This is a genomic window from Actinokineospora spheciospongiae, assembly GCF_000564855.1.
Lineage (GTDB): Bacteria > Actinomycetota > Actinomycetes > Mycobacteriales > Pseudonocardiaceae > Actinokineospora > Actinokineospora spheciospongiae.
This window is the reverse complement of record NZ_AYXG01000225.1, coordinates 1-23709: the sequence shown is the minus strand read 5'-3', so window position 1 is coordinate 23709 and position 23709 is coordinate 1. Positions and strand designations below refer to the sequence as shown.

Sequence of the window (23709 nt, the reverse complement as noted above, 5' to 3'; positions counted from 1 at the left end):
CTACTGCTTCGCGGGCCGCTTGCGCAGCACCCAGAACAGCCCGCCCGCGAGCACGAGCGTCACCACCACGCCGAGCACCCCGGCGACACCGGAGAGCCCTTCGTCGCCGTTGACCGCGTAGTCGGCGAACGGGCTGTCGGCGAGCTTGTGGTCCTGGGCGTTGCGCGCGATGCAGTCGCCGAGCAGTTCCTCGCCCTCCGGCGTCTCCCGGACCTCGCAGCCCTGGAGGGTGGCGTGGTCGAGGCCGTCGGGGTCGGAGTCGGCGAAGTAGGACACCCCGCCCGCCAGCACGAGCGCGATCAGCAGGAAGCCGAGCAGGAAACCGGTGTTGCGCCTGGGGTTCGTGGTCATGCCGCCGCCTTCCCGCGCAGCTCCAGCGGCTTCTGGGTGCCGCGCAACAGGTACACCAGGTCCGGCCGCACCGCCGCGACCGCGCCGACGGTCAGCGCGGTGATCACGCCCTCGCCGATCCCGATCAGCACGTGCACGCCGAGGATGGTCGCGGCCACGGTGCCCAGGTCGAACGCCGCGTCGCCGCCGATGGCGAACTCCAGCACGAACCCGAGCGAGGCGACCACGGTGTTGACCAGCGCGGCCACGAACGCCACCGCGACCAGCCCGGCCCGGCCGCGCGCGGCGAACCGCTTGAGGCCCAGCGCGACGAGGAAGCCCGCCGCGGTGCCGATCAGGGCCATGTTGGTGATGTTGGCGCCGATCGCGCTCAGCCCGCCGTCGGAGAACACCAGCGCCTGCACGACCAGCACGATCGACACGCACAGCGCGCCGACCCACGGCCCGACCAGGATCGCCGCGAGCGCCCCGCCGAGCAGGTGCCCGGAGACGCCCGCGAGCACGGGGAAGTTGAGCATCTGGGTGGCGAAGACGAACGCGGCGACCAGCCCGGCCATCGGGGCGGTGCGGTCGTCGAGGTCGGCGCGGGCGCGCACGGCCGCGAACCCCACCCCGACCACGGCCACGCCGATGAACAGCAGGGTGGTCGGCGAGTTCAGCAGGCCGTCGCTCATGTGCATGGCGACCGAGGTGGTCATGGCACCTCCAGGGCGGGGACGGGACCGGCCGAGCCTATTGCGCAGGGGGTGCTAACGCCATTGCCTGGCAACAACGACCCGCGTGCAGCGGATCACTCCATAGAGGGAACGTGCAGTCAGTCACACTGCGCCTACACTCCGCTGGTGCTGACCACCGAAAGACTGAACGCGCTACGCCACGAAGGCGACCCCCTCGCCGACACCGTCATCGAGGACCTGATGACCACCGGCGAGATCGACCGGGTCAACGCGGTCCTGTCCGAGTTCCGCGGCAACGCCCAGACCATCCCGGAGAACCTGCCGCCGCGGGTGCGCGAGTACCTGGTGGCCACCGACGTGCCGCCCGCCTGGCTGGACGCGGACCGGGTGGCCGGGGCGCGGGAGTTCTTCGTCGACGACGGCGCGCACGTGGCGTCGGTGCTGTCCTACGGGGCGATGGTCGAGTGCTACGCCCAAGAGGTGCCCGCGAAGGTGCTGACCGCCACCCACCGGCTCAACCAGCCGCACCGCAGGCTCGCCGAGACCTCGCAGTTCGTGCTGAACATGATGGCCGTGGACCCGTTCGGCGACGGTGGCGCCTTCGTGCCGACCATCCAGAAGACCCGCCTCATCCACGCCGCGGTCCGGTACATGGTCTCCCGCTCCCCGGACTGGGACGCGGCGGACGGCACACCGGTCTGCCAGCGCGACCTGCTCGGCGCGCTGCTGATCTTCTCGGTGCGGGTGGTGCACGGGATGCGCCGGATCGGGGTGTCGGTCACCGAGCGGGAGGCCGAGGACTACTGGCACGTGTGGCGGGTCGCCGGGGCGATGCTGGGCATCCGCGAGGACGTGCTGCCGGAGACCTTCGCCGAAGCCGACGAGCTGAACGCGGTGCTGCTCGACGGCGGTTTCAGCCCGTCGCCGGAGGGCACCGAGCTGACCGCGCAGATCCTCGCGCTGTACCAGGACTTCGTGCCGGGGCGGGCGTTCGACGGGGTGGTGCCCGCCATGGTGCGCCAGACCATCGGCCACGAGATCGCCGACATGGTGGACGTCCCGAACTCCCCCGGCTGGAACCGCGTGGTCGGCGGCGGCGTGCGGGCGCTGCGGGCGCTGGAGCGGGCCGAGGACAACAACCGGGTGGCGCGGGCTGTGCTGGACAAGGCGGGCGGTGTGCTGTTGAAGACCAGCGCCCGGATGCTGACCGGCGGTCGCGCCACCCCGCTGGCCATCCCGGCGGGGCTGCGCGGCTGCCCGATGGGCTGAGGACCGCGTCCTCGGAGCCGGACACCCGGCTCCGAGGACGGGTGTTCAGAAGCGGATCAGCGTCCGGCCGCCCTTGCCCTGGCGCATGTCCTCGAAGGCCTGCTCCACGCCGTCGAGGTCGGTCGTGGTGGTGACCAGGCCGTCCAGGTCGAGCTTGCCCTCGGCGACGAGGTCGAGCAGCAGCGCGACGTCGACGTCGGGGTCGGTGGAGCCGAACAGGCAGCCGGTGAGGCTGCGGCCCTGCCAGTACAGCTCCAGCGCGCTGAACTCGACCACCGCCTTGGCGCTGCCCACGCCGACCACCACCACGTGCCCGCCGCGGCGGCTGGCCGACCAGGCGGTGCGGATGGTGGCGGGGATGCCGACGCACTCGAAGGACACGTCGGCGCCGCGCCCACCGGTGAGCTTGCGGACCGCCTTGGCCGTGGTCTCGTCGGACACCAGGAAGTGCGTCGCGCCCTGGGCCGTGGCCAGTTCCGCCTTCTCCTCGTGCACGTCGACGGCGATGATCGGGTTCGCGCCCGCGATCCGCGCCGCCTGGAGCACCGACAGGCCGATGCCGCCCACACCGACGACGACCACGGCCTGACCCGGCCGCACCTTGGCGGTGTTGAAGACGGCGCCCGCGCCGGTGAGGACCGCGCAGCCCAGGACGGCGGCCTGCTCCAGCGGCACGTCGTCGGGGATCTTCACCGCGCCGCGCTCGGGGACGATGGTCTCCTCGGCGAAGGCACCCGCGCCCAGGCCGGGGTAGAGGTCGGTGCCGTCGGCGAGGGTGCCGTGCGGGACCGCCGCGGCGTCGGAGTTGTGCGCGCACAGCCACGGCTCGCCGTTGTCGCAGAACCAGCACTCGCGGCACGGCGGCGCCCAGTTGAGCAGGACGTGGTCCCCGGGTGCCACCCGGGTGACACCGTCGCCGACAGCGGTGACGACGCCCGCGCCCTCGTGGCCGAGGACCGCGGGGACCGGCTGGCGCAGGGTTCCGTTGGACAGCGACAGGTCCGAGTGGCACACCCCCGCGGCGACGACCTTCACCCGCACCCGGCCGGGCCCCGGCTCGGGCAGCACGATGTCGGTGACCTCCAGCGGTTTGCCCTGCTCGGACAGAACGGCTGCCCTGACCATGTCGCTCCTCGGATCTGTTGCTGCTGTGGGTGGTGTCGCCGCGGTGGCAGGCCCCCCATGCTCCACCACACCGGCGGAGCACGGGGGGTGAGCTGCGTCTTAGCCCAGCGTGCCGGAAATGCTCGCGTGGCCCTTGAGGATGTTGCGGGCGATGGTGCGGCGCTGGATCTCGTCGGTGCCCTCGTAGATGCGCAGCAGCCGCAGCTCCCGGTACCAGCGCTCGACCGGCAGTTCCCGGGTGTAGCCCATCCCGCCGTGGATCTGCAGGACGCGGTCGACGATCTCGTTGGCCTTCTGCCCGCCGTAGAGCTTGGCGATGGACTGCACGTGCCGGGAGTCCCCGCCCTGGTCGACGACCCAGGCGGCGTGCAGGACGAGCCAGCGCAGGGCCTCGATCTCCACGGCGGAGTCCGCGATCATCCACTGGATGGCCTGGCGGTTGGCGATCGACTCGCCGAAGGTGACCCGGGTGTTGGCGTGCTCCACCGCCATCTCCACCAGGCGCTCGCAGGCGCCCAGGGCGCGGGCGGGCAGCATGTAGCGGCCGCGGCCGATCCACTTCATCGCCAGCTCGAAGCCGCGGCCGACCTCGCCGAGGATGTTCTCCTTCGGCACCCGGACGTCCTCGAAGACCAGCGCGGCCGGGCCCCACTCGCCCATGGTGTCGATGTACTCCGAGCGCCACCCCTGGTCGCGGTCGACCAGGAAGCAGGTCACGCCACCATTGGCGCCCTTCTCCTTGTCGGTAACCGCGAAGACCATCGTGAAGTCGGCCTCGTTGCCGCCGGTGATGAAGGTCTTCTCACCGTTGATGATCCAGTCGGTGCCGTCCTGGCGGGCGCTGGTGCGGATCGCCCTGGCGTCGGAGCCCGCGCCGGGTTCGGTGATGGCGAAGCAGGAGCGGCGCTCACCGGAGAGCGTGGGCAGCAGGTAGCGCTGCTTCTGCTCGTCGTTGGCGTGGTAGAGGATGTTGTCGGCGTATCCGCCGAAGCGGAACTGGACGAACGAGCGGCCCAGTTCGGCCTCCAGCAGCGCCGACATCACCGCGCCCAGGCCCATGCCGCCGTACTCCTCGGGCGTCTGCACGCCCCAGAAGCCCGACGCCTTGGCCTTGTCCTGCAATTCCACCAGGACGTCGTGGGTCAGGCCGGGCTGGTTGGCGCGCTCGCGGCGCAGCACCTCCTGCTCCAGCGGCTGGATCTCCTTGCGCACGAAGGTGCGCACCCAGTCGCGGACCGACTGCTCTTCCTCACTCAGGGAGAAATCCACGGCTCGCTCCTCACACGAAGGCGTTGATGCCGGTCAGCGCGCGGCCGATCAGCAGCTTCTGGATCTGGGTGGTGCCCTCGTAGAGGGTCATCACGCGGGCGTCGCGCAGGTACTTCGCCACCGGGTACTCGTCGAGGTAGCCGTAGCCGCCGAAGACCTGGATGGCGAGGTTGGCGGCGGTGACGGCGTTCTCGCTGGCGTACAGCTTGGCCATCGAGGCGGCGGTGCCGAAGGGCAGGCCGCGCTCGATCAGGTCGGCGACCCGCCACACCAGCAGCCGGGCGGCGTCGGTGTTGACCGCCATGTCGGCCAGCATCTCCTGCACGAGCTGGTAACCGGCGATGGGCTTGCCGAACTGGGTGCGCTCCAGGGCGTACTTGACGCTGGCCTCCAGCGCGCCCTTGGCCAGCCCGACGCACCCGGCGGCGACGGACATGCGGCCCTTGTCCAGCGCGGTCATGGCGATCTTGAACCCGACCCCCTCGTCGCCGAGGCGGGCGGAGGCGGGGACGCGCACGCCGTCGAGGATCAGCTCACCGGTCGACTGGCCGCGCAGGCCCAGCTTGCCCTTGATTTCGCGGTGCTCGAAGCCGGGGGCGTCGGTCGGCACCAGGAAGGCGCTGACGCCCTTGGCGCCGGGCCCGCCGGTGCGGGCGAAGACGAGGGCGACGTCGGCCCAGGTCCCGTTGGTGATGAACATCTTCGAGCCGGTGATGACGTAGTCGTCACCTTCGCGGACGGCCTTGGTGGACAGGTTGCCCGCGTCGGAGCCGGTGTCGGGCTCGGTCAGGCCGAAGCAGGCCAGCGACTCGCCGGAGGAGATGCGCGGCAGCCAGTGCCGCTTCTGCTCCTCGGTGCCCCACTTGTCGATGGACTTGCCGACCAGGCCCAGGGAGACGCTGACGATGCCCCGGATCGCCGAGTCGCCGCGGCCCAGTTCCTCCATCATCAGGCAGTAGCTGAGGTTGTCGCCGCCGGAGCCGCCGTACTCCTCCGGGATCGTCATGCCCAGGAAACCGACCGCGCCCAGCTTGCCGACGATGTCGCGGTCGACCGCCTCGCGCCGGTCCCACTCGCGCGAGTGGGGCACGACCTCGCGGTCGATGAAGTCCCTGGCGAGGTCCCACAGCGCCTGCTGCTCGCCGGTGAGGGCCAGATCCATTCCGTCTCCCGTCACTAAACCATACGGTGTTAGGTTTAGTCAGGATAGGATGCCGCCAACCCCGGTGCAACAGGGCGCGGGCGTGACCCGGGAGACAGCGAACCAGTGCCACGGCCGACCACACCGCTGCTGAGCCGCACGCGCATCCGCGAGCACGCCCTGCAGGTCGTCGACGCCGCCGGTCTCGACGGCCTGTCGATGCGCAAGCTGGCGAGCGGGCTCGGCGTGCAGGCGGCGTCGCTCTACAGCCACTACCGCACGAAGGACGAACTCCTCCAGGACATCGCGGACTCGGTCATGTCCGCGGTGGACGTCTCCGACTTCGCCGGGACGGACTGGCAGGCGGGCCTGCGCACCTGGGCCCGCTCCTACCGCGCGGCCCTCGCCGCCCACCCGAACCTCGTCCCCGTCCTCGCCGCGGGCCCCGCCCGCCGGGAAACCGCCCTGCAACGCGCCGACGCCGTCCACGGCGGCCTGGTCCGCGCGGGCTGGCCGCCCCGCTACGCGACGATGATCGGCGCCTCCACCAAGTACCTCGTCCTGGGCGCGGCCATGTCGTCGTTCTCCCGCGGCTTCGAAGCCGACGTGCAGGTCTACGTGGACCGCTACCCCCACCTCGACCAGGCCCACCGCCTCCGCGACCACGCCGACGAGATCGACGCGGAGAGCTTCGAACTGGCCCTGGAGGCGTTCGTCACCGGCCTGGTCGCCCTGCGCTCCCGCGTGGGGTGAACCCGGCGGCAGACCCCGGTCAGCGGGGTCCGCTCCCCCGGCCCGCCGGGGTCACCCGGTCAGGAGACGCCCGCGCCGTGCAGGGTGACCCAGCGCTGCATGGCGTACTCGACCATGGTGATGAGGGTCTGCTTGACGCTCGCCCGGTCCCGCGCGTCGCAGGCGATGATGGGGACCTCCGGGGAGATGGCGAGGGCGTCGCGGACCTCTTCGAGGTCGTGGTTGAGGACGCCGTCGAAGCAGTTGAGGCCGATGACGTAGGGCAGTTCGCGCTCCTCGAAGAAGTCGATCGGGGAGAACGAGTCCGCCAGGCGCCGGGTGTCGGCCAGGACCACCGCGCCGATCGCGCCGCGCACCAGGTCGTCCCACATGAACCAGAAGCGCTGCTGGCCGGGGGTGCCGAACAGGTACAGGATGAGGTCGGAGTCCAGCGAGACGCGGCCGAAGTCCATGGCCACCGTGGTGGTGGTCTTCTCCGGGGTGGCCGTGGTGTCGTCGATGTCGGTGCTGGCGCTGGTCATCACCGCCTCGGTGGTGAGGGGGACGATCTCCGACACCGCACCGACGAAGGTGGTCTTGCCCGCGCCGAAGCCACCGGCGACGACGATCTTGACCGAGGTCAGCGTCGGGGCCGCCGCGTCCTCATAGCCGACGGAGTCCACTGAGTACCCTTTCCATCAACACCAGGTGCGCGCGGTTGGCGCCACCGGTGGCTGTCTTGTGCACGGTGACCAGCCCAAGCTGGGCCATGTCGCCCAGCAGGACCTTGGCGACGCCCAGCGGGGCGCCCATCAGGGTGGCGACCTCGGCGACCGACCGCGGCTCGTGGCACAGCCTGGCGATCGCCCGGTGCTCGGACTCGGCGAACGCGACCGCGTCGGCGGCCCGGTCGCTGGTGGACACCATGGTCTCCACCCGCAGCTCGAAGGTGGAGCGGGTGCGCCCCCTGGTCCAGGCGTAGGGCCGCACGATCGACGACTGCTCCTGCGGCTCCGGGGCGAACTCCGGTTCCGGGGCGAACACCGGTTCCGGCTCGGTGCCCGGCCACTGCGGCTCCACCGCGCCGCGCTCGGGGACCGGCGGCGGGTCGGGTGGGGCCACCACCTCGGTGCGCGGCGGCCTGCGCCGGTCCTGGCCGCCGAACGTGAAGCCGTTCAGCAGCTCGGCGAAGCCCGCGTCGGGGATGTCGTTCATGCCGGCCTCACGCAGGCTGCCGGACCATCCGGCCGGAGGAGCCCTGCAGCGCGGCCCGCAGCTCCGGGGTGAGGATCTGCCCGACCCGGTCGACCAGCAGGGTCATCTCGTAGGCGACCTGCCCGATGTCGCAGGTGGGGGCGGCCAGGATGGCCAGGCAGGAACCGTCGCTGATCGCCATCAGGAGCATGATGCCGCGCTCCATCTCCACCACGGTCTCCTTGACCGCGCCCGCCTCGAAGCAGCGGGCCGCGCCCTGGGTCAGGCTGATCACCCCGGAGGCGACCGCCGCGAGCTGGTCGGCGCGGTCGATCGGGAGCCGCGACGAGGACGTCAGCAGCAACCCGTCCGCGGAGACCACCACCGCGTGCGCGACACCGGTGACCCGCTCGGCGAAGTCGTTCACCAGCCACCCGAACTGGCTCGGCTTGGACTGCGTGGTCGTCATCGTGCTCCATTCCTCGTCTTCACTGTGTTCTGGGTGCGCACCGGGTCAGGTCCACCCACGTCCGGGTTCCGGGTCGTCCGGGCCGCCGCGCCGGGCGAGGCTCTCCCGGCCGCGGCCGATGCCCCGCTGCAGGCTGCCCAGCCGGGAGCGCAGCGCCGCGGCGTCGCGCTCCATCAGCGGGCCGCCCGACTGCGCGCGGGTCTCGTCGACGCTGCCGGGCAGCAGCCGCTCGCGCGGGGTGCGCCGGGGCAGCCCGCCGTCGGCGACCTCGGCGGGGTCGGTGTCGGCGGAGATCCGCCAGCCCGCGCCGCGCAGGTCGGGGCCGACCGGTTCGGGTGCGGCGGGCGCGTGGGCACCGCGCGCCCGGTGGATGCCGCGCTGGTAGCTGGAGAGCCGTTCGCGCAGCTCGGCCGCGTCGCGGGAGCCGACCGGGGCGCCGGGGGGCAGCGCGCGGGCCGCGGGGGGCTGCCCGATGCTGCCGGGCACCAGGTTGCGCCGCGGCGTGCGGCGCGGCAGCCCGGTGTCGGTGAAGTCCTCCGGGGTGGTGGCCGCGACCGCCTGGGCGGTGCTGAAACCCCGGTCGGCGGCGAAGTCCCAGCCCGTGGTCGGCGGCGTGCGCAGGTCCTCTGGGCGCGAGGTCGGGTCGTCGGTGACCGAGCGGAACCAGGCCGAGATCATCTCGTCGAAGATCGGCGTGGTCTCGTGCAGGGCGTCGACCGGCCGGGCCGCGCCGGGGGTCCGGGCGGTCACCGGGGGCGTGTCCCACCAGCCGGTCTGCTCGACCGCGGGCATCGGGTCGAACAGCCGGGTTCCGGAGTCCGGGGCGGGCGGGTGCTCGGCGGGTTTGCGCGGTTCCCGCCTGGGCAGCGGGACGTGGTCGACGACGGGCTTGGCGGCCTCCGGCTCGCGCGGCGGCGGCACCGCCTCCGGCATCCGGGCGCCGTCGCCGCCGGTGCGCGGGGCCGCCGGGGTGCGCCGGGGCAGGCCGCCGGTGGCGGGCTTGTCGGCCTTGGTGGGCGGGGTCGGCTTGGCGGAACCGTTCGGTGGCGTCGGCTTGGCGGGCCGCGTCGACTTGATGAACGGGGTCGGCTTGATGGGGTTGGGGGGTGGGGTGGGCCGTTGGGTGGGTGCGGCGGAGCCGTTGGCGCCGTTGCCGTTCACCCGGTTCCCGTTGGCGGTGGCGCCGTTCGTGGAACCGTTGACGGCGCTGCCGTTGGACCCGTCGTTCGTCGGACCGCTGTGCCGGGGGGCGCCGTTGGCGCGGCTCCCGGTGCCGCCGAGCAGGCCGGTCCCGTTGGCACCGCGGGCACTCCCGTTGCTGCCGTTGACGCCGCCACCGTTGACGCCGTGGCCGCCGTTGACACCCCGGCCGTTCGCGCCGCTGCCGTTCGGGGCGCGGCCGGTGCCGTTGGCGCCTCGGCCCGCACCGGGGGCGCCGTTGCCGTTGACGCCGGTGGCGGGGCCGCTGCCGTTGGTCGGGCCGCTGCCGTTGGCGGGGCTGGTGGTGCCGCGGGGAAGGCCGCCGGGCGGGGTGGTGGGGGCGGGGGCCTTCGGCGGCACCGGGGGCAGGTCGACGACGTTGGAGGTGACCAGGTCGGCCGGGATGAGCACGGTGGCCCGGGTGCCGGACTGGTTGCCCGGCCGGAGCTGGACCTGCACCCCGTGCCGGGAGGCGAGCCTGCCCACCACGAACAGGCCCATCCGGCGGGCGGTGGAGGCGTCCACGGTGCCCGCGTCGGCCAGCCTGCGGTTGGCGTCGGCGAACTCGTCGTCGCGCATGCCGATGCCGCGGTCGACGACCTCGATCCGCACCGAGCCGCCGTCGGTGTGGTGGCTGGCGATGGTGACCTGGGTGGTGGGGGCGGAGAACGCGGCTGCGTTGTCGAGCAGTTCGGCGACGAGCCGGACCAGGTCGCCGACCGCGTAGCCGACGACGAGCACCGTCGGCGGCGACTGGATGACGACCCGCTGGTACTGCTCCATCTCCGAGACCGCGGCGCGCAGCAGGTCGGCCAGCGGCGCGGGCTGCTGGGTGCGCCTGCCCGGTTCGCTGCCGGAGAGGACCATCAGGTTCTCGTTGTTGCGGCGCATCCGGGTGGCGAGGTGGTCGAGCTGGAACAGCGTGTCGAGCTGGTCGGCGTCCTCCTCGTCGCGCTCGAGCCGTTCCAGCAGGTGTAGCTGGCGCTGGACCAGGCCCTGGCTGCGGCGCGAGAGGTTGACGAACACGTTGCCGTAGTTGGCGCGCAGCGCGGCCTGCTCACCGGCCAGCCGCAGCGCCTGCTCGTGCACCGCGTCGAAGGCGCGCGCCACCTGCCCGACCTCGTCGGCCGAGGGCACCGCGATCGGTTCCACCGCGCCGATGTCGGCCTGCCCGCCGTCGCGGATGTGGGCCACCGCCGCGGGCAGGCGGTTGCGGGCCACGTCGAGCGCGCCGCGGCGCAGCTCGGCCAGCGAGCGCAGCAGTTGCCTGCCGATCAGCACGATGATGGCCGCGGCCAGCACCAGCGCCAGGATCAGCACCACCGAGGCGAGCCCGGCGGCGTCGCTGGCGGCGTTCTGCAGCGCGTCGGACTCGGACTTGATCCGCTCGCCGAGGGTGGCGCCGACCGCGCTGAGCCGGGCCGAGGTCTGGTCGGAGGCTACGTCCCAGTCGGCCGCGGCCACCGGCAGCGGCGCCGGGCCCTCCTCCTCGTCCTCGTCGTCGGCCGGGGTGGCGGGGTCGATGAGGACCAGCCGCAGCAGGTCCGCGCGGGTCTGCGCGGCCGGGACGGCGAGCTGCCGCTCGTACTCGGCGCGCTGCTCGGCGGTGGCCAGCGAGACGAAGGCCGCCACGTGGTCGTCGAGCCGGGCCTGGGAGGTGCGCAGGGCGGCGGTGTCGGCGGCGTTGAGCCCGCCGCGGGCGATGCCGACCGCGACCTGGGCCCACTGGTAGCGGATCTCCTCCTGGGTGGCGTCGAGCTGGTGCAGCGCGGCGGCGGTGCCCGCGAGGCCGCTGTCGGCGATCTCCTCGACGGCGGCGCGGTCGAAGTCGAGCAGCGCGTCGGTGACCGAGGTGTACTGCTCGATCGCGGTGGCGCTGTCGACCGAGCCCGCGGCGACCGGGGTGCGCAGGGCGTCGAGCCTGCCCAGGGCGTCGACGACGTCGGCGTAGCGGGCGCGGGTGACCTCGGAGGTGAAGTCGGCCCGCTGCACCGCGTTGCGAAGCTGCTGGCGGGCGTAGTCGACGCTCTGCCGCTCGCCCGCGGTGGCCCCGGCGATGTCGCCGTAGCCGCCGGTGAGCAGCACCGCGGACTTGGTGCGCTCGACTTGGACCCAGTTGATCACGCGGCGCAGCGAGTCGGTGACGGCGACGACGCGGTCGACGTCGCGGTAGGTGTCGGCGCGGTCGACCTGGTCGCCGATGCGCAGCGCGCCGAGCACGACGGCGAACACGACCGGCACGAGGATGACCGCGCCGAGCTTCACCGGGATGGTCCAGTCGCGCCAGCGGACGAGCGCGGCCCACGCGGAGCGCTCGCCGGCTTCCCCACCGGCTGCGGTCCGGCGCGGGGGCGGCCCGGAGGGGGTGGCGCGGCCGGTCCCGGGACCGGCCCGGTCCTGGGAGTCGGGGCCTGCGGTGGTCTGGGACGGGGTCTGGGAGGCGGTCACGGTCACGCGCGTCCTCCCACGACGGTCCTACCTCGCCGTCGGAACAACACCTTCACCGCGCCGCTCTCCTTCCACGGGGGATCATGGACAGCACTGGGGACAACAGGGCATTCGCGGGGTTCCGTCAACGGAGACCGGGTCACCAGTCGGTCATCGGCGATCTCCGGTGGAACTTGAGCCAGAAGCGTACCCCAATCCGGCGATCTTGGAATTGGCTTGACGACACCATTGCTGACCAGCGAGAACGGACCGGAACAGGCTCGACAAAGCCTTTCCAGGGCCACCTTGTGACCACTTTAGACCGTACGGAGTGCCCTTTTCGTCACTCTGCGGAGATTCTGCCGACTTGAGTCGCACGATCGGGTACCCCGATTCCAGCCACGGCACAGGCGTCTCCCGGACCCGAAAAAGGGTACCCTGAGCAGGCGAAATGGCCGCACACCGCCCATGTCGGCGATCACCCCGCCACTCGGCGCCCCACCCCCGGGCAGAACGAGCAGCGAAGGGCTGCAACTTCCACAACGCAACGTGACCCCCAAATTCACCATTACGTGTGGTGTATGCGGACAACCGTACCGAAATCGCCGACTTCTCGTTCCGCAGACCGAATCGATGTGCATTAGGTTGTTCCGCCCCGCCGTGGTTAACATGTCGCCCGGCCATTCGGCCGCGAAACATTCCCCGTCTCATACCTCTCCCCCGGAGGAATGCATGACCGAGGTCGTCCCACCCACGTCCGCGCCGCCGCGCCGGGCAGGCGGCGCCACCTTCGGCGGGGTCGACCGCCCCCCCGCCGCCCGCGGGGCGGGCCCGGCACCCGGCCCGGACTACGCCGCGGTGCACGCGAGCGCCGCCTTCACCGGCCTGCGCCGCCGGTTCCGCCGGTTCGTCTTCCCCGTCACCGGGCTGTTCCTCGCCTGGTACCTGACCTACGTGCTGCTCGCCGCCTACGCCCCCGACCTGATGGCCACCCGCGTCGCCGGGTCGATCACGGTGGGGCTGCTGCTGGGCCTCGGGCAGTTCGCCACCACGCTGCTGATCACGCTCGCCTACACCCGCTGGGCGCGCACGCGGCTGGACCCGCTGGCCGCCGAGGTGCGCGCCGCCGCCGAGGAGGCACCGTGACCACCCGCGCCCTGATCCCCCTGGCCCAGGACACCGGCCCGACCGGTGTCGGCGACCCGGTGCTCAACACCGCCGTGTTCGCCGGGTTCGTGCTGATCACGCTCTACATCGTCTACAAGGTCAGCGGCCGCAACAGCTCCGCCGCCGACTACTACGCCGCGGGCGGCCGGTTCACCGGCGTGCAGAACGGCATCGCACTGTCCGGCGACTTCCTGTCCGCGGCGTCGTTCCTCGGCATCGCGGGCGCCATCGCCATCAACGGCTACGACGGGTTCCTCTACTCGATCGGGTTCCTGGTCGCCTGGCTGGTGAACCTGCTGCTGATCGCCGAACTGGTGCGCAACACCGGCCGGTTCACCATGGGCGACGTCCTCGCCTTCCGGATGCGGCAGCGCCCGGTCCGCGCCGCCGCGGCCACCTCCACGCTGGTGATCTCCCTGTTCTACATGCTCGCGCAGATGGCGGGCGCGGGCGCGGTGGTGGCGCTGCTGCTGGACGTGCACGGCTCCGGCGGGCAGGCGGTGGTGATCACCGTGGTCGGCCTGATCATGATCTTCTACGTGCTGGTCGGCGGGATGAAGGGCACCACCTGGGTGCAGATCATCAAGGCCGCCATCCTGATCCTCAGCGTGGTGCTGATGACGGTGTTCCTGCTGGGCAAGTTCGGGTTCAGCCTGAGCGCGCTGCTGGAACAGGCCGCCACCAACAACGCCAAGGGCGAGAAGGTGCTCGGCCCCGGCGTGCAGTACGGCAAGACCTCGACCACCACGCTGGACTTCATCTCGCTGGCGCTGGCGCTGGTCCTGGGCGCGGCCGGGCTGCCGCACGTGCTGATGCGCTTCTACACCGTGCCCGACGCCCGCGAGGCGCGCCGGTCGGTGGTGTGGGCGGTGGGCACGATGACCGTCTTCTACACCGCCACGCTGGTCATCGGCTACGGCGCGTCGGCGCTGGTCGGCTCCGAGCGCATCCTGGACTCGACCGGGCGGGAGAACGCCGCCGCGCCGCTGCTGGCCTTCGAGATCGGTGGCACGGTGCTGCTGGGCATCGTGGCAGCCGTGGCGTTCGCCACGATCCTGGCCGTGGTCGCCGGGCTGACGATCACCGCGTCGGCGTCGTTCGCCCACGACGTGTACGCCAACATCCTGCGCAAGGGCAAGCCCGCGCCGGGGTCGGAGGTCAAGGTCGCCCGGATCACCGCGGTGGTGATCGGGGTGCTGGCCATCGTCGGCGGCATCCTGGCCAACGGGCAGAACGTGGCGTTCCTGGTGGCGCTGGCGTTCGCCTTCGCCGCCTCGGCGAACCTCTCGACGCTGCTGTACTCGCTGTTCTGGAAGCGGTTCAACACCAGCGGCACGCTGTGGGGGATGTACGGCGGGCTGGGCTCGTGCCTGCTGCTGGTGGTGCTGTCCCCGGTGGTGTCCGGCTCGCCGACGTCGATCGTGTCCGATGTGGACTTCGCGGTGTTCCCGCTGTCGAACCCGGGCATCGTCTCGATCCCGGTGTCGTTCGTCTGCGGGTACCTCGGCACGCTCTTCGGCCGGGAGAAGGCCGACCCCGCGTTGCAGAAGGAGATGGAGGTCCGCTCGCTCACCGGGCTGGGCCGGTGAGCGGCAGACCCGGTCGCGGTGGGCGTCGACCCGGGCCGCGCGCCCCGGTCGGCGCCGCCGGGTCGGGTCGCGGGCCCCGACCCGACCGCCCGCCGGGACCCGCGCCGGGGCCCGGCCGCCCCGGCGCGGCCGGATGGTACGACCAGGCTGTTCGGTGTGGCCATGGCCACGGCGTCCGGTGACCGGCGGGGGCGGTATTACAGTGCACGCCGTGCTCGACACCTCCGAGGCCGTCCCGCGGCTGCGCGCGTTCCTCGACGACAACGCGCCCGCGACGCCGTGCCTGGTGATGGACCTGGACACCGTACGGTCCAACTACCGCGCGCTGCGCGCGGCCCTGCCCGAGGCCGGGGTGCTGTACGCGGTCAAGGCCAACCCGGCGCCGGAGGTGGTGGCCGCGCTGGTCGCCGAGGGCTCCGGGTTCGACGTGGCGAGCACCGGCGAGATCGACCTGTGCCTGGACCGGGGCGCCGACCCGGCGGACCTGTCCTACGGAAACCCGATCAAGAAGGCCGCCGACATCGCGTACGCCCACGCCCGCGGCGTCCGCCGGTTCACCTTCGACTCCGACGGCGACCTGGAGAACCTGGCCGCGCACGCCCCGGGGTCCCGGGTGGCCTGCCGGTTCCTGGTCGACGCGCCCGCCTCGGGCACCCCGTTCGGGGCGAAGTTCGGCTGCGCACCCGCGATGGCGGTGCGGCTGCTGGCCAGGGCCGCCGAGCTGGGCCTGGTCGTCGACGGCGCCTGCTTCCACGTCGGCTCCCAGCACCGCGACCCGGCCGCGTGGGTGGCGGGCATCGCGCAGGCCGCCGGGATCGCCCGGGAGCTGGCCGCGCGGGGCGTGCCGACCCCGGTGCTCAACCTGGGCGGCGGGTTCCCCACCGGCTACGCCGAGCCCGCCCCACCGCTGGCCGAGCACGCCGCGGCGATCCGCACGGCCGTCGCCGAGCACTTCGCCGAGGTGCCCGAACTGGTCGTCGAGCCCGGCCGGGCCGTCGTGGCCACGGCGGGGGTGATCCGCAGCGAGGTCGTGCTGGTGTCGCGGAAGGCGGATACCGACGAGCACCGCTGGGTATACCTGGACATCGGGCGGTACTCGGGGCTGGCGGAGACGGAGAACGAGTACATCGCGTACCGCCTGCGCACCGGCCACCCGGGCGCACCGGACGGCCCGGTGATCCTCGCGGGCCCCACCTGCGACGGGGATGATGTGATCTACCAGCACACCCCGTATCGTCTGCCGTTGGCGCTGCGAGCGGGCGACCACGTCGACATCCTCGACGCGGGTGCCTACACGGCGAGCTATTCCTCGGTGTCGTTCAACGGTTTCCCGCCCCTGCCGACGCACTTCGTCGGCTGAGCAACACAACACCCCTTGTAGGAGGTTCCATGTCGTACGACGGCGCGCCCGATCCGGGCGTCGGCCAGTTCGCGGGCAGGCACGTGCTCGCCGAGTTCGACGGTATCGACCCGTCACTGCTGGACGACCTGGGCTTTCTGCGCGACACCCTCGAGGGCGCGCTGCGGGCCGCCGGTGCCACCATCTGCGACGTGGTGTCCAAGCGCTTCGAGCCGCAGGGCGTGACCGTCCTGGCGCTGCTCTCGGAGTCGCACGCCTCCATCCACACCTACCCGGAGATCGGTTCGATGTTCGTCGACATCTTCACCTGCGGCGAGACCGCGGACCCGGAACTGGCCGCCGAGCTGCTGCGCGACCGCCTCGGCGCGGCCGACGCGCGGATCAGCACGGTCCTGAGGGGACACCCGGTGCAGGCGCCCGGGGTCCGGGCCGCGGGGTCGGCCGCGTGAACGTCGTCGAACCGCTGGGCGCGGGCCTGACCCGGGTGTGGGAGCTGCCCGAGGTCGTCGTGGACACCCGCACCGAGTTCCAGCACCTGGTCATCGGCCGCACCGCCCAGGGCCTGAGCCTGTTCTGCGACGACGACCGGCAGAGCACCGAGTTCAGCCAGCTCACCTACCACGAGGCCCTGCTGGTGCCCGCCCTGCTGCTGGTCCCGTCGGTGGACCGGGTCCTGGTGGTCGGCTCGTCGGAGGGCGTGGTCAGCCAGATCGCCGTCGCCGCCGGGGCCTCGGTGGTCGACCACGTGGACATCGACCGCCAGGCGGTCGAGCTGTGCGCGGAACACCTGCCCTACGGCTACACCCCGGAGGAGCTGGCCGCCGCCGTCGAGGGCACCGGCCCGGTCCGCGTGCACTACGCGGACGGTTGGAAGTTCGTCCAGGAGTGCACCGAGCGCTACGACGTGGTCCTGGTCGACCTGCCGGACGAGCGCCCGGAGTTCGCCCAGCACAACCGCCTGTACGAGGAGGAGTTCCTCACCCGCTGCAAGTCCCTGCTCTCCCCCGGCGGCGTCGTGGTGTGCCAGGCGGGCTGCCAGACCATGTGGCGCAACGAGACGCTGGTCCGCTCCTGGAAGCGCTTCGCCGACGTGTTCGGCGAAACGGTGTACTACGGCTCCGACGAACACGAATGGGCTTTCCTGTTCGGCCTCGCCGAAGCCGACCCGGGCACCACCGACCGCATGGTCGCCCGCCTGGAAACCCTCCCGTACCGCCCGGAGACGATCGACGCGCTCGCCCTGCGCGGCAACACGATCCCGCCCTACCGGGTGCGCACGGCGTAGTCGCGGGAGTCCCGGTCGGTGGTCGTGCGACCACCGACCGGGACTCCGCGTGCTACAGCTTCTCGCCCGCCCGGACCTTGTGGGTGACCTTGCGCTCCACGACGAAGCTCACGAACGGGATCATCCCGGCGATCAGCACCAGCAGCGTGCCCTTGACCGACCAGCGGGACTTGAGCGCCAGGTCGAAGGTGAAGACCAGGTACACCATGTAGAGGAACCCGTGCGCGGGGCCGACGACCGCCAGCGGCGCGGTGTTGTCGAACCCGTACTTGAGCACCATGGCCGCGACCAGGGCCAGCAGGCCCACACCCACCACGTAGGCCAAGACCCGGTAGCGGGCGAGGGCCCCCCGGGTGCCCTTGGCGGCGACCGCCTGGGCCGGGTTCTCCTCGTCGGTCATGCTCATCGGGGCTCCTGGGCGTTCAGGCTAGCGAGGTAGCGGTTGTAGGCGGTGAGTTCGTCGTCCTCGTCGTCCACCGCGGCGGGCCGTGGCCGGGCGGGTGGGGGCGGGGGTGGTTCGACCGCGGGTGGTGCCTCGGCGGGCTGCTGCTGGGCGAGCTTGCGCATCCGCCAGAACATGTAGGCGGGGGCGATGCCGAACAGGGGCCACTGGAGCACGTACCCCAGGTTCTGGAAGGTGCCGTTGGCCGACTCGAAGCGCTGCCACTGCCAGTAGGCGAGGCCGCAGCAGGCGACCAGCGACAGCACACTGACCGCGACGACGACGAACTTCCGCGGGCCGGGCACGCACCGATGCTAACCCGGGGCGGCTGAGAGCCGGGCCGGAGGGCTCAGGCCGAGGCGCCCGCGCGGGCGTAGCCGTCGGCGAGGCCGAAGACCTTCTGCCCGTAGGGCACCGAGTTGTTGTAGGAGAACACCCCGGCCCACCAGCCGGTGGGGGTGCCCAGGTCGCGGCCGCCCGCGCACAGGTAGCGGCCCGCGGCGAGCGCGGCGTCGTCGATCTGCTGGGGGTCGCCGCGGCCGTCGAGGTTGGCGTCGGAGGACCAGGCGCGCCAGGTGGCGGGGATGAACTGCATCGGGCCGACGGCGCGGTCGAGCGACGGGTCGCCGTCGTAGCGGCCGCCGTCGGTGTCGGCGATGGCCCGGACGCCCGCGGAGCCGTCGAGGGGCACGCCGATGATCGGCTCGGAGGGCAGGCCGTCATCGCCCAGGGCCGCCCCGGCGTACCGGCCGTGGTCGGACTCCACGCGGCCGATGCCAGCGAGGGTCGCCCAGGACAGGTGGCAGCCGGGGGTGCTCGACCGGACGACCAGCTCGGCGTTGCCGTAGGCCATCAGGGCGCGCGCGGGCACACCGGTGGGACCGGCGAGCTTCCCCGCCCACACCCGCAGCGGGTCGGCGCCGGACTGCACCGCCTGCGGCCGGGGGGCCGCCGCGGTGTCGGCGCCCTGCGCGGGCACGACGGAGTTGGGCTCGACCGCGGCCGCGGTGACCTGCTCGGCCGGGATCTCGGGCGCGGGTGGACCGGGCGGCGGGGTGAGCGCCGACCGCACCACCAGCACCGAGCCCGCCGCGACGGCCAGTACGAAGACCACCACCGCCAGCCTGCCCGCGACCCCGCCGGGGCGGAACCGGGGGAACCGGAACCGCCGGAGCCCGTCCGGGGTTCGCACCGCCGGGTCCGCGATCGGGGTCTTCGTGTCCGCCACCGTGCTCCAGCCCTGGTTCCGCTCCGGTCACCGGGACGGACCCGGTGACGCACAGCATCAACGACAGGAACACCATGGCGTTACGCGGGACGCGCTGTCACGCCGGGTCGGTCCCGTCCCGGGTGGTGGAACACCCACCGGGCGGCGACCGGTCGCGGTGGTGGACCTCAGGCGGCGCCGTCGCGGCGCTGGCGCTGCAACCGGGCCACGCACCAGGCCGGGGCGCTGCCGCGGCGGAGGTGCTCCAGCACGGTCAGCGGTCCGAGCCGACGCGACAGGTCCGACGGTGCCAGGCCCGCGGCGCGGTAGTCGAGGGCGCGCTGGTCCAGCGGGCTCATGCCCGCGTCCCACCACTCCTCGGCCTCCGCCACCCCGCCGACCATCTGCCACCAGCCCGCGGCGGCGGCCAGCAGCTCGTGCGGCACGTCGGGCAGGCGGTCGCGCATGGCCGAGAGGTAGCGCGGGTCGGCGGCCTCGACCGACGCCCACCGCGACGAACCGCCGCGGGCGCGCTGGCCGGGGATGCCGGGCGTGGTGACGACCGGCGCGTCGGCGAGCCACTCGGACGCGATGCGGCTCGCCTCGACGGCCTCCGCGTCCTGTGCTCGCTCGGCGGTCCACTGGCGGACCAGGGCGTCGACCCCGGGATCGTCGAGCATTCTGCCTCCTGGAGGTCTCATGATCACTCGATGGCTGAAACCGTAGGGCCAGGGACCGACAATTCACCAGACCCCAGGCCGACCCATTTGTGGGATTGGGGCCGTTGACCCCCAGATCCACCCGGACGGTCCAGTGTGGATCTTCGGATCGAGGAAGATCATCACAGACGGTGACCGAGTTGGGCGGCTCCGTGCCACGCGGACGGTCGCGCCGGGATTCCGTTGGCGGGCAGTGTGAACTACCGGTCAGTAGAACTGACCGGTAGTTCACATGTGGGGTTTCCCACGCGTCAGGCGAAGAGGTTCTTCAGGAAGGTGATGATCGCCTCGGCGCCGTCGCGCAGCCAGGACAGGATTCCCTGGAACATGCCCGCGGCCTGGGTCGGCTGGGTGATGACGTAGAAGAGCAGCAGGGCGACCACCACGAGGATCGCCACCTTCTTGACATTCATCGGCAACTCCGTCCGCTCCGGCCCGGGCCCGGCCCGGAACCCCCCGCCCATGATCCACCACAGTGGTGGCTGTCAGGCCGTATTTCCCCAAGCGGCGACACCCAGCGTGAGAATTTCGCCTGGATGCCACTCGCGTTGCTTCGGGATCACTCTACGGAAGTAGCCACCCGATCACACAGGGGGACATGCCGCTGCGCGTTCGACCCGGTGAACGGCCGCTCGCCGATCCCAGAAACGGTGTCACTTTTGCGCAACTGTCTGACCGTGGACACCACGGACTGTGGAACGGTTATAAGAATGTCCACGTCCGGGGAGTGATCTCCGCGGGCCGCTGGCCCCCGTGGCCAGTCCGCGCGCCCAGCAGGCGCGCGAGCACAACACCGAGGCTGTGAGGATGCCACAAGCGTCCTCACAGCCATTCGTTGTTCCGACCCGCTCGCGGCCTCAGGCGATGACCCCCGCGGCCCTGAGCCGCGCCAGGTCGTCGGCGGGCACACCCAGCCCGGCCAGCACGTCGTCGGTGTCGGCGCGGGCGTCGCTCGGCGCGGTCGGCGCGGCGGGCGCGGTGCGGCTGAACTTCGGCGTTGGCGCGGGCTGCGCGGTGCCCGCCACCTGGACGAACGTCCCCCTGGCCACGTTGTGCGGGTGCGTCGTCGCCTCCTGCGGGGTCAGCACCGGGCTCAGGCAGGCGTCGGTGCCCCCGGCCAGCTCGGCCCACTCGTCGCGGGTGCGGGTGCGCAGCGTCTCGGCCAGGCGGGTGCGCAGCTCGGGCCAGTTCGCCGGGTCGACGTGCGCGGGCACCCCGTCCGGGTCCCAGCCCAGGACGCCGACGAGCGCCGCCCAGAACCGCGCCTCGATCGCGCCGATGGCCACGTACTTGCCGTCGGCGGTCTCGTAGGTGTCGTAGAACGGGGCACCGCCGTCGAGCAGGTTCTCGCCGCGGCCGTTGGGCCACATCCCGATGTTGCGCAGCCCGTGCAGGTGGGTGGTGAGGAACGCGGCGCCCTCGACCATGGAGGTGTCGACGACCTGGCCCTTCCCGGAGGTCTGCCGCTCGACCAGGGCGGCGAGCACGCCCATGGCCAGCACGAGCCCGCCACCCGCGAAGTCGCCCAGGATGTTGACCGGCGGCACCGGCTTGCGCCCGGCCTCCCCGATCGGGTCGAGGGCGCCCGCGAGGGCGATGTAGTTGATGTCGTGCCCGGCGGTGGGCGCGAGCGGGCCGTCCTGGCCCCACCCGGTGACGCGCCCGTAGACCAGGCCGGGGTTGCGGGCGAGCAGCGCGTCCGGGCCGAGCCCCATCCGCTCGGCCACCCCCGGCCGGAAGCCCTCCACCAGCACGTCGGCCCGGTCCACCAGCCGCAGCACCAGCTCCAGCCCCTCGGGCGCCTTGACGTCGACGCCGATCCACCGCCTGCTGCGGGTCAGCGGGTCATCGGGGAACGAGAGCACGTCCGCGCCCGGCCGGGCCCGGTCCACCCGCACCACCTCGGCGCCCAGGTCGGCCAGCACGGTGCAGGCGAACGGCGCGGGCGCGAGCCCCGCCAGCTCGACGACCCGAATCCCGGTGAGCGGTCCCATGCTCTCGTTCCCTTTCGTAGACCAATCCATGTGCCGGTGGACCTCAGAGCGTGCGGGAGATGATCTCCTTCATGATCTCGTTGGTGCCGCCGTAGATCCGCTGCACGCGCAGGTCGGTGTACATCCGCGCGATGGGGTACTCGCTCATGTAGCCGTAGCCGCCGTGCAGTTGCAGGCACTCGTCGACGGCCTTCATCGCCCGGTCGCTGGTCCACCACTTGAGCATCGCCACGGTCGGGATGTCCAACTCGCCCCGCAGGTGCTTGGCGATGCAGTCGTCGAGGAACACCCGGCACACCCTGGCCTCGGTGGCGACCTCGGCCAGGACGAACTTGGTGTTCTGGAAGTTGAACACCGGCCGCCCGAACGCCTGCCGGTCCTTGGTGTAGCGCAGCGTCTCCTGCAGGGCCAGCTCCAGGCAGACGACCGAGGAGACGCCGATGATCAGGCGCTCCTGCGGCAACTGCTGCATGAGCTGCACGAAGCCCTGCCCCTCCTCGCTGCCGAGCAGGTTGGTCACCGGGACCCGCAGGTCGTCGAAGAACAGCTCGGCCGTGTCCTGGGCCTTGAGGCCGATCTTGTCCAGCACCCGGCCCCGGCGGAAGCCCTCGCGGGCGGTCTCGATCCCGATCAGCGAGATGCCCTTGGCGCCCTCGCTCGCGTCGGTCTTGGCCACGACGATGACGAAGTCGGCCTGGCTGCCGTTGGTGATGAAGGTCTTGGCGCCGTTGACCACGTAGTCGTCGCCGTCGCGGATCGCCCTGGTCTTGACGTTCTGCAGGTCCGAGCCGGTGCCCGGTTCGGTCATCGCGATGGCGCCGACCCACTCGCCGGAGGCGAGCTTGGGCAGCCAGGCGTGCTTCTGCTCCTCGGTGCCGTAGGCCAGCACGTAGTGCGCGACGATCCCGTTGTGCAGGGAGACGCCCCAGCCGCTGTCCCCGGCGCGCGCCTGCTCCTCCAGCAGCACCGCCTCGTGGGCGAAGGTGCCGCCCCCGCCGCCGTACTCCTCGGGGATGGACAGGCACAGCAGCCCGACCTCGCCCGCCTTGGTCCACAGCTCCCGGTCGACCTGCTTGTTCTCGATCCAGCGCTCGACGTTCGGGGTGAGTTCCTTCTCGCAGAAGGTGCGGGCCAGGTCGCGGAAGGCGTCCAGGTCCTCGTCCATCCAGGGGGAGCGCTCGGGCACGACAGACCTCCGGGTTGCGGACCGATGATAAAACAATCAGCGGTGCATGTAAGTTCTGACGTGAAGGTACATGCTGACCGGACCGCCCGTAAAGTGACCCGGGAGCGGACCCGAGGAGGCCAGCCGAGGTGACGACCACGCGCACCCACCGCACCCAGCAGGAGCGCAGCGAACAGACCCGCGAAGCCCTGCTCGACGCCACCGTCGCGTGCCTGGTCGAACTCGGCTACGCCCGCACGACCGTGCAGGAGATCGCGGCCCGGGCCGGGGTGTCGCGGGGCGCGCAGCAGCACCACTTCACCACCAAGGCCGAGCTGATGACCGCCGCCCTGGAGCACCTGTTCGCCCGCCTCATCGGCGGGATGACCAGCGCCGCGGAAACGCTGCCCCCGGGCCCGGAGCGGGTGGCCAAGGGCATCGACCTGCTCTGGGAGGCCTACTCCGGCACCCTGTCGACGGCGGCGGTGGAACTGTGGGTGGCGGCCAGGACCGACGCGGAGCTGCGGGAAACCCTGCGCCCGGTGGACCGGGCACTGGGCCACGCCACCCTCCAGCTCTACCGGCAGGCCACGGGCGCCGACCTGCCGGAAGCGGAGGTGGAGACGCTGATGCTGCTGAGCGTGAACCTGGTCCGCGGCCTGGCCCTGGACGCGATGATGGGCGGCGGTGCGGAACGGCGCACCCGGCTGCTGGACGAGTGGAAGTCGACGATGCTGGACCGGCTGCGCCGGGGCTGAGCCGCGCCGGCTCGGCAGGTCCACGCAGCCCTGGCTGTGGCCTTTGGCTGCTGTGGGTTTGGTGGGTGTGCCCGGGTGGGTGGATGTGCTCGGCCGTGCCTTCGCGAGCCCGGTTGTTTGGTGGGTGGTGCCCGGCTGGGTGGATGTGTTTGGCCGGGGCCCCTATGGC

At 72.2% G+C, this 23709-nt stretch carries 24 protein-coding genes; 8 read left to right on the top strand and 16 right to left on the bottom strand.

Features of this window, described 5'->3' with window-relative positions:
- Both UO65_RS28575 and UO65_RS28570 read right to left on the bottom strand, forming a co-directional pair.
- The gene (locus UO65_RS28575; protein ID WP_035288602.1) at window positions 1–351 is read right to left on the bottom strand and encodes a PDGLE domain-containing protein; all 351 of its coding nucleotides are present in this window, start codon (window positions 349–351) and stop codon (window positions 1–3) included.
- Window positions 348–1049: an energy-coupling factor ABC transporter permease gene (locus tag UO65_RS28570; RefSeq protein WP_035288599.1), complete on the bottom strand. Its 702-nt coding sequence runs from the start codon at window positions 1047–1049 to the stop codon at window positions 348–350. Before UO65_RS28570 ends, UO65_RS28575 begins: the two co-directional genes overlap by 4 nt.
- 144 nt (window positions 1050–1193) lie before the next feature.
- Here UO65_RS28570 and UO65_RS28565 point away from each other — a divergent pair, with 144 nt between their 5' ends.
- Window positions 1194–2297: an oxygenase MpaB family protein gene (locus UO65_RS28565; protein ID WP_233427880.1), complete on the top strand. Its 1104-nt coding sequence runs from the start codon at window positions 1194–1196 to the stop codon at window positions 2295–2297.
- A gap of 45 nt (window positions 2298–2342) precedes the next feature.
- Here UO65_RS28565 and UO65_RS28560 read toward each other — a convergent pair whose 3' ends face one another.
- From UO65_RS28560 to UO65_RS28550, 3 genes are all read right to left on the bottom strand, one after another.
- A complete protein-coding gene (locus UO65_RS28560; protein WP_035288596.1) occupies window positions 2343–3422 on the bottom strand; it encodes a Zn-dependent alcohol dehydrogenase in 1080 nt (359 codons plus the stop codon).
- Between the two features lie 99 nt (window positions 3423–3521).
- The gene (locus UO65_RS28555; RefSeq protein ID WP_035288594.1) at window positions 3522–4691 is read right to left on the bottom strand and encodes an acyl-CoA dehydrogenase family protein; all 1170 of its coding nucleotides are present in this window, start codon (window positions 4689–4691) and stop codon (window positions 3522–3524) included.
- Window positions 4692–4701: 10 nt separating this feature from the next.
- Window positions 4702–5853 (bottom strand): acyl-CoA dehydrogenase family protein, encoded by a 1152-nt coding sequence (locus tag UO65_RS28550; protein WP_035288592.1) that lies wholly within the window; start codon window positions 5851–5853, stop codon window positions 4702–4704.
- Between the two features lie 105 nt (window positions 5854–5958).
- On the opposite strand from UO65_RS28550, the gene UO65_RS28545 reads away from it, so the two are divergent.
- Window positions 5959–6585: a TetR/AcrR family transcriptional regulator gene (locus UO65_RS28545; protein ID WP_035288590.1), complete on the top strand. Its 627-nt coding sequence runs from the start codon at window positions 5959–5961 to the stop codon at window positions 6583–6585.
- Between the two features lie 59 nt (window positions 6586–6644).
- Here UO65_RS28545 and UO65_RS28540 read toward each other — a convergent pair whose 3' ends face one another.
- The 4 genes from UO65_RS28540 to UO65_RS38765 are packed head-to-tail and all read right to left on the bottom strand — an operon-like array spanning window position 6645 to window position 11881.
- Window positions 6645–7247, bottom strand: a complete 603-nt coding sequence (locus tag UO65_RS28540) for a GTP-binding protein (RefSeq protein WP_035288589.1) — start codon at window positions 7245–7247, stop codon at window positions 6645–6647.
- Window positions 7228–7779 (bottom strand): DUF742 domain-containing protein, encoded by a 552-nt coding sequence (locus UO65_RS28535; protein ID WP_052021904.1) that lies wholly within the window; start codon window positions 7777–7779, stop codon window positions 7228–7230. The genes UO65_RS28540 and UO65_RS28535 overlap by 20 nt, the downstream gene beginning before the upstream one ends.
- 7 nt (window positions 7780–7786) lie before the next feature.
- Window positions 7787–8227 (bottom strand): roadblock/LC7 domain-containing protein, encoded by a 441-nt coding sequence (locus UO65_RS28530; protein WP_035288587.1) that lies wholly within the window; start codon window positions 8225–8227, stop codon window positions 7787–7789.
- A gap of 45 nt (window positions 8228–8272) precedes the next feature.
- Entirely contained in the window at window positions 8273–11881 is a 3609-nt protein-coding gene (locus UO65_RS38765) for a nitrate- and nitrite sensing domain-containing protein (RefSeq protein ID WP_052021903.1), read from the bottom strand.
- A 705-nt stretch (window positions 11882–12586) separates the two neighbouring features.
- Between UO65_RS38765 and UO65_RS28520 the strand changes: the two genes are divergently transcribed.
- The 5 genes from UO65_RS28520 to UO65_RS28500 all read left to right on the top strand — a co-directional run bounded on the left by UO65_RS28520 (window position 12587) and on the right by UO65_RS28500 (window position 17255).
- A complete protein-coding gene (locus tag UO65_RS28520; protein WP_035288585.1) occupies window positions 12587–13000 on the top strand; it encodes a DUF485 domain-containing protein in 414 nt (137 codons plus the stop codon).
- Window positions 12997–14610 (top strand): solute symporter family protein, encoded by a 1614-nt coding sequence (locus UO65_RS28515; RefSeq protein ID WP_233427879.1) that lies wholly within the window; start codon window positions 12997–12999, stop codon window positions 14608–14610. The genes UO65_RS28520 and UO65_RS28515 overlap by 4 nt, the downstream gene beginning before the upstream one ends.
- Before the next feature lie 202 nt (window positions 14611–14812).
- The gene (locus tag UO65_RS28510; protein WP_035288583.1) at window positions 14813–15970 is read left to right on the top strand and encodes a type III PLP-dependent enzyme; all 1158 of its coding nucleotides are present in this window, start codon (window positions 14813–14815) and stop codon (window positions 15968–15970) included.
- Between the two features lie 29 nt (window positions 15971–15999).
- Window positions 16000–16419, top strand: a complete 420-nt coding sequence (gene speD / locus UO65_RS28505; protein WP_052021902.1) for an adenosylmethionine decarboxylase — start codon at window positions 16000–16002, stop codon at window positions 16417–16419.
- Window positions 16416–17255, top strand: coding sequence for a spermidine synthase (locus UO65_RS28500; RefSeq protein ID WP_035288581.1), 840 nt, complete (start codon window positions 16416–16418; stop codon window positions 17253–17255). Before speD ends, UO65_RS28500 begins: the two co-directional genes overlap by 4 nt.
- A 52-nt stretch (window positions 17256–17307) precedes the next feature.
- Here UO65_RS28500 and UO65_RS28495 read toward each other — a convergent pair whose 3' ends face one another.
- The 7 genes from UO65_RS28495 to UO65_RS28470 form a co-directional block, all read right to left on the bottom strand.
- Window positions 17308–17661, bottom strand: coding sequence for a DUF3817 domain-containing protein (locus tag UO65_RS28495; RefSeq protein WP_035288580.1), 354 nt, complete (start codon window positions 17659–17661; stop codon window positions 17308–17310).
- Window positions 17658–18002 carry a hypothetical protein gene (locus UO65_RS28490; RefSeq protein WP_181400007.1) on the bottom strand — a complete coding sequence of 115 codons (345 nt, stop codon included), beginning with the start codon at window positions 18000–18002 and terminating at the stop codon, window positions 17658–17660. The genes UO65_RS28495 and UO65_RS28490 overlap by 4 nt, the downstream gene beginning before the upstream one ends.
- Window positions 18003–18046: 44 nt before the next feature.
- Entirely contained in the window at window positions 18047–18925 is an 879-nt protein-coding gene (locus tag UO65_RS28485) for a lytic transglycosylase domain-containing protein (protein ID WP_411431386.1), read from the bottom strand.
- Between the two features lie 167 nt (window positions 18926–19092).
- Window positions 19093–19584 (bottom strand): hypothetical protein, encoded by a 492-nt coding sequence (locus tag UO65_RS28480; RefSeq protein WP_035288579.1) that lies wholly within the window; start codon window positions 19582–19584, stop codon window positions 19093–19095.
- A gap of 290 nt (window positions 19585–19874) precedes the next feature.
- On the bottom strand, window positions 19875–20036 hold the full coding sequence (locus tag UO65_RS37650) for a hypothetical protein (RefSeq protein WP_181400006.1): 162 nt from the start codon (window positions 20034–20036) through the stop codon (window positions 19875–19877).
- A 444-nt stretch (window positions 20037–20480) separates the two neighbouring features.
- Complete coding sequence (locus UO65_RS28475; protein ID WP_035288577.1) at window positions 20481–21617, bottom strand: CaiB/BaiF CoA transferase family protein; 1137 nt, start codon at window positions 21615–21617, stop codon at window positions 20481–20483.
- A 43-nt stretch (window positions 21618–21660) separates the two neighbouring features.
- On the bottom strand, window positions 21661–22782 hold the full coding sequence (locus tag UO65_RS28470; protein WP_200873497.1) for an acyl-CoA dehydrogenase family protein: 1122 nt from the start codon (window positions 22780–22782) through the stop codon (window positions 21661–21663).
- A gap of 149 nt (window positions 22783–22931) precedes the next feature.
- Here UO65_RS28470 and UO65_RS28465 point away from each other — a divergent pair, with 149 nt between their 5' ends.
- Window positions 22932–23540: a TetR/AcrR family transcriptional regulator gene (locus tag UO65_RS28465; RefSeq protein ID WP_035288574.1), complete on the top strand. Its 609-nt coding sequence runs from the start codon at window positions 22932–22934 to the stop codon at window positions 23538–23540.
- Window positions 23541–23709 lie beyond the last annotated feature (169 nt).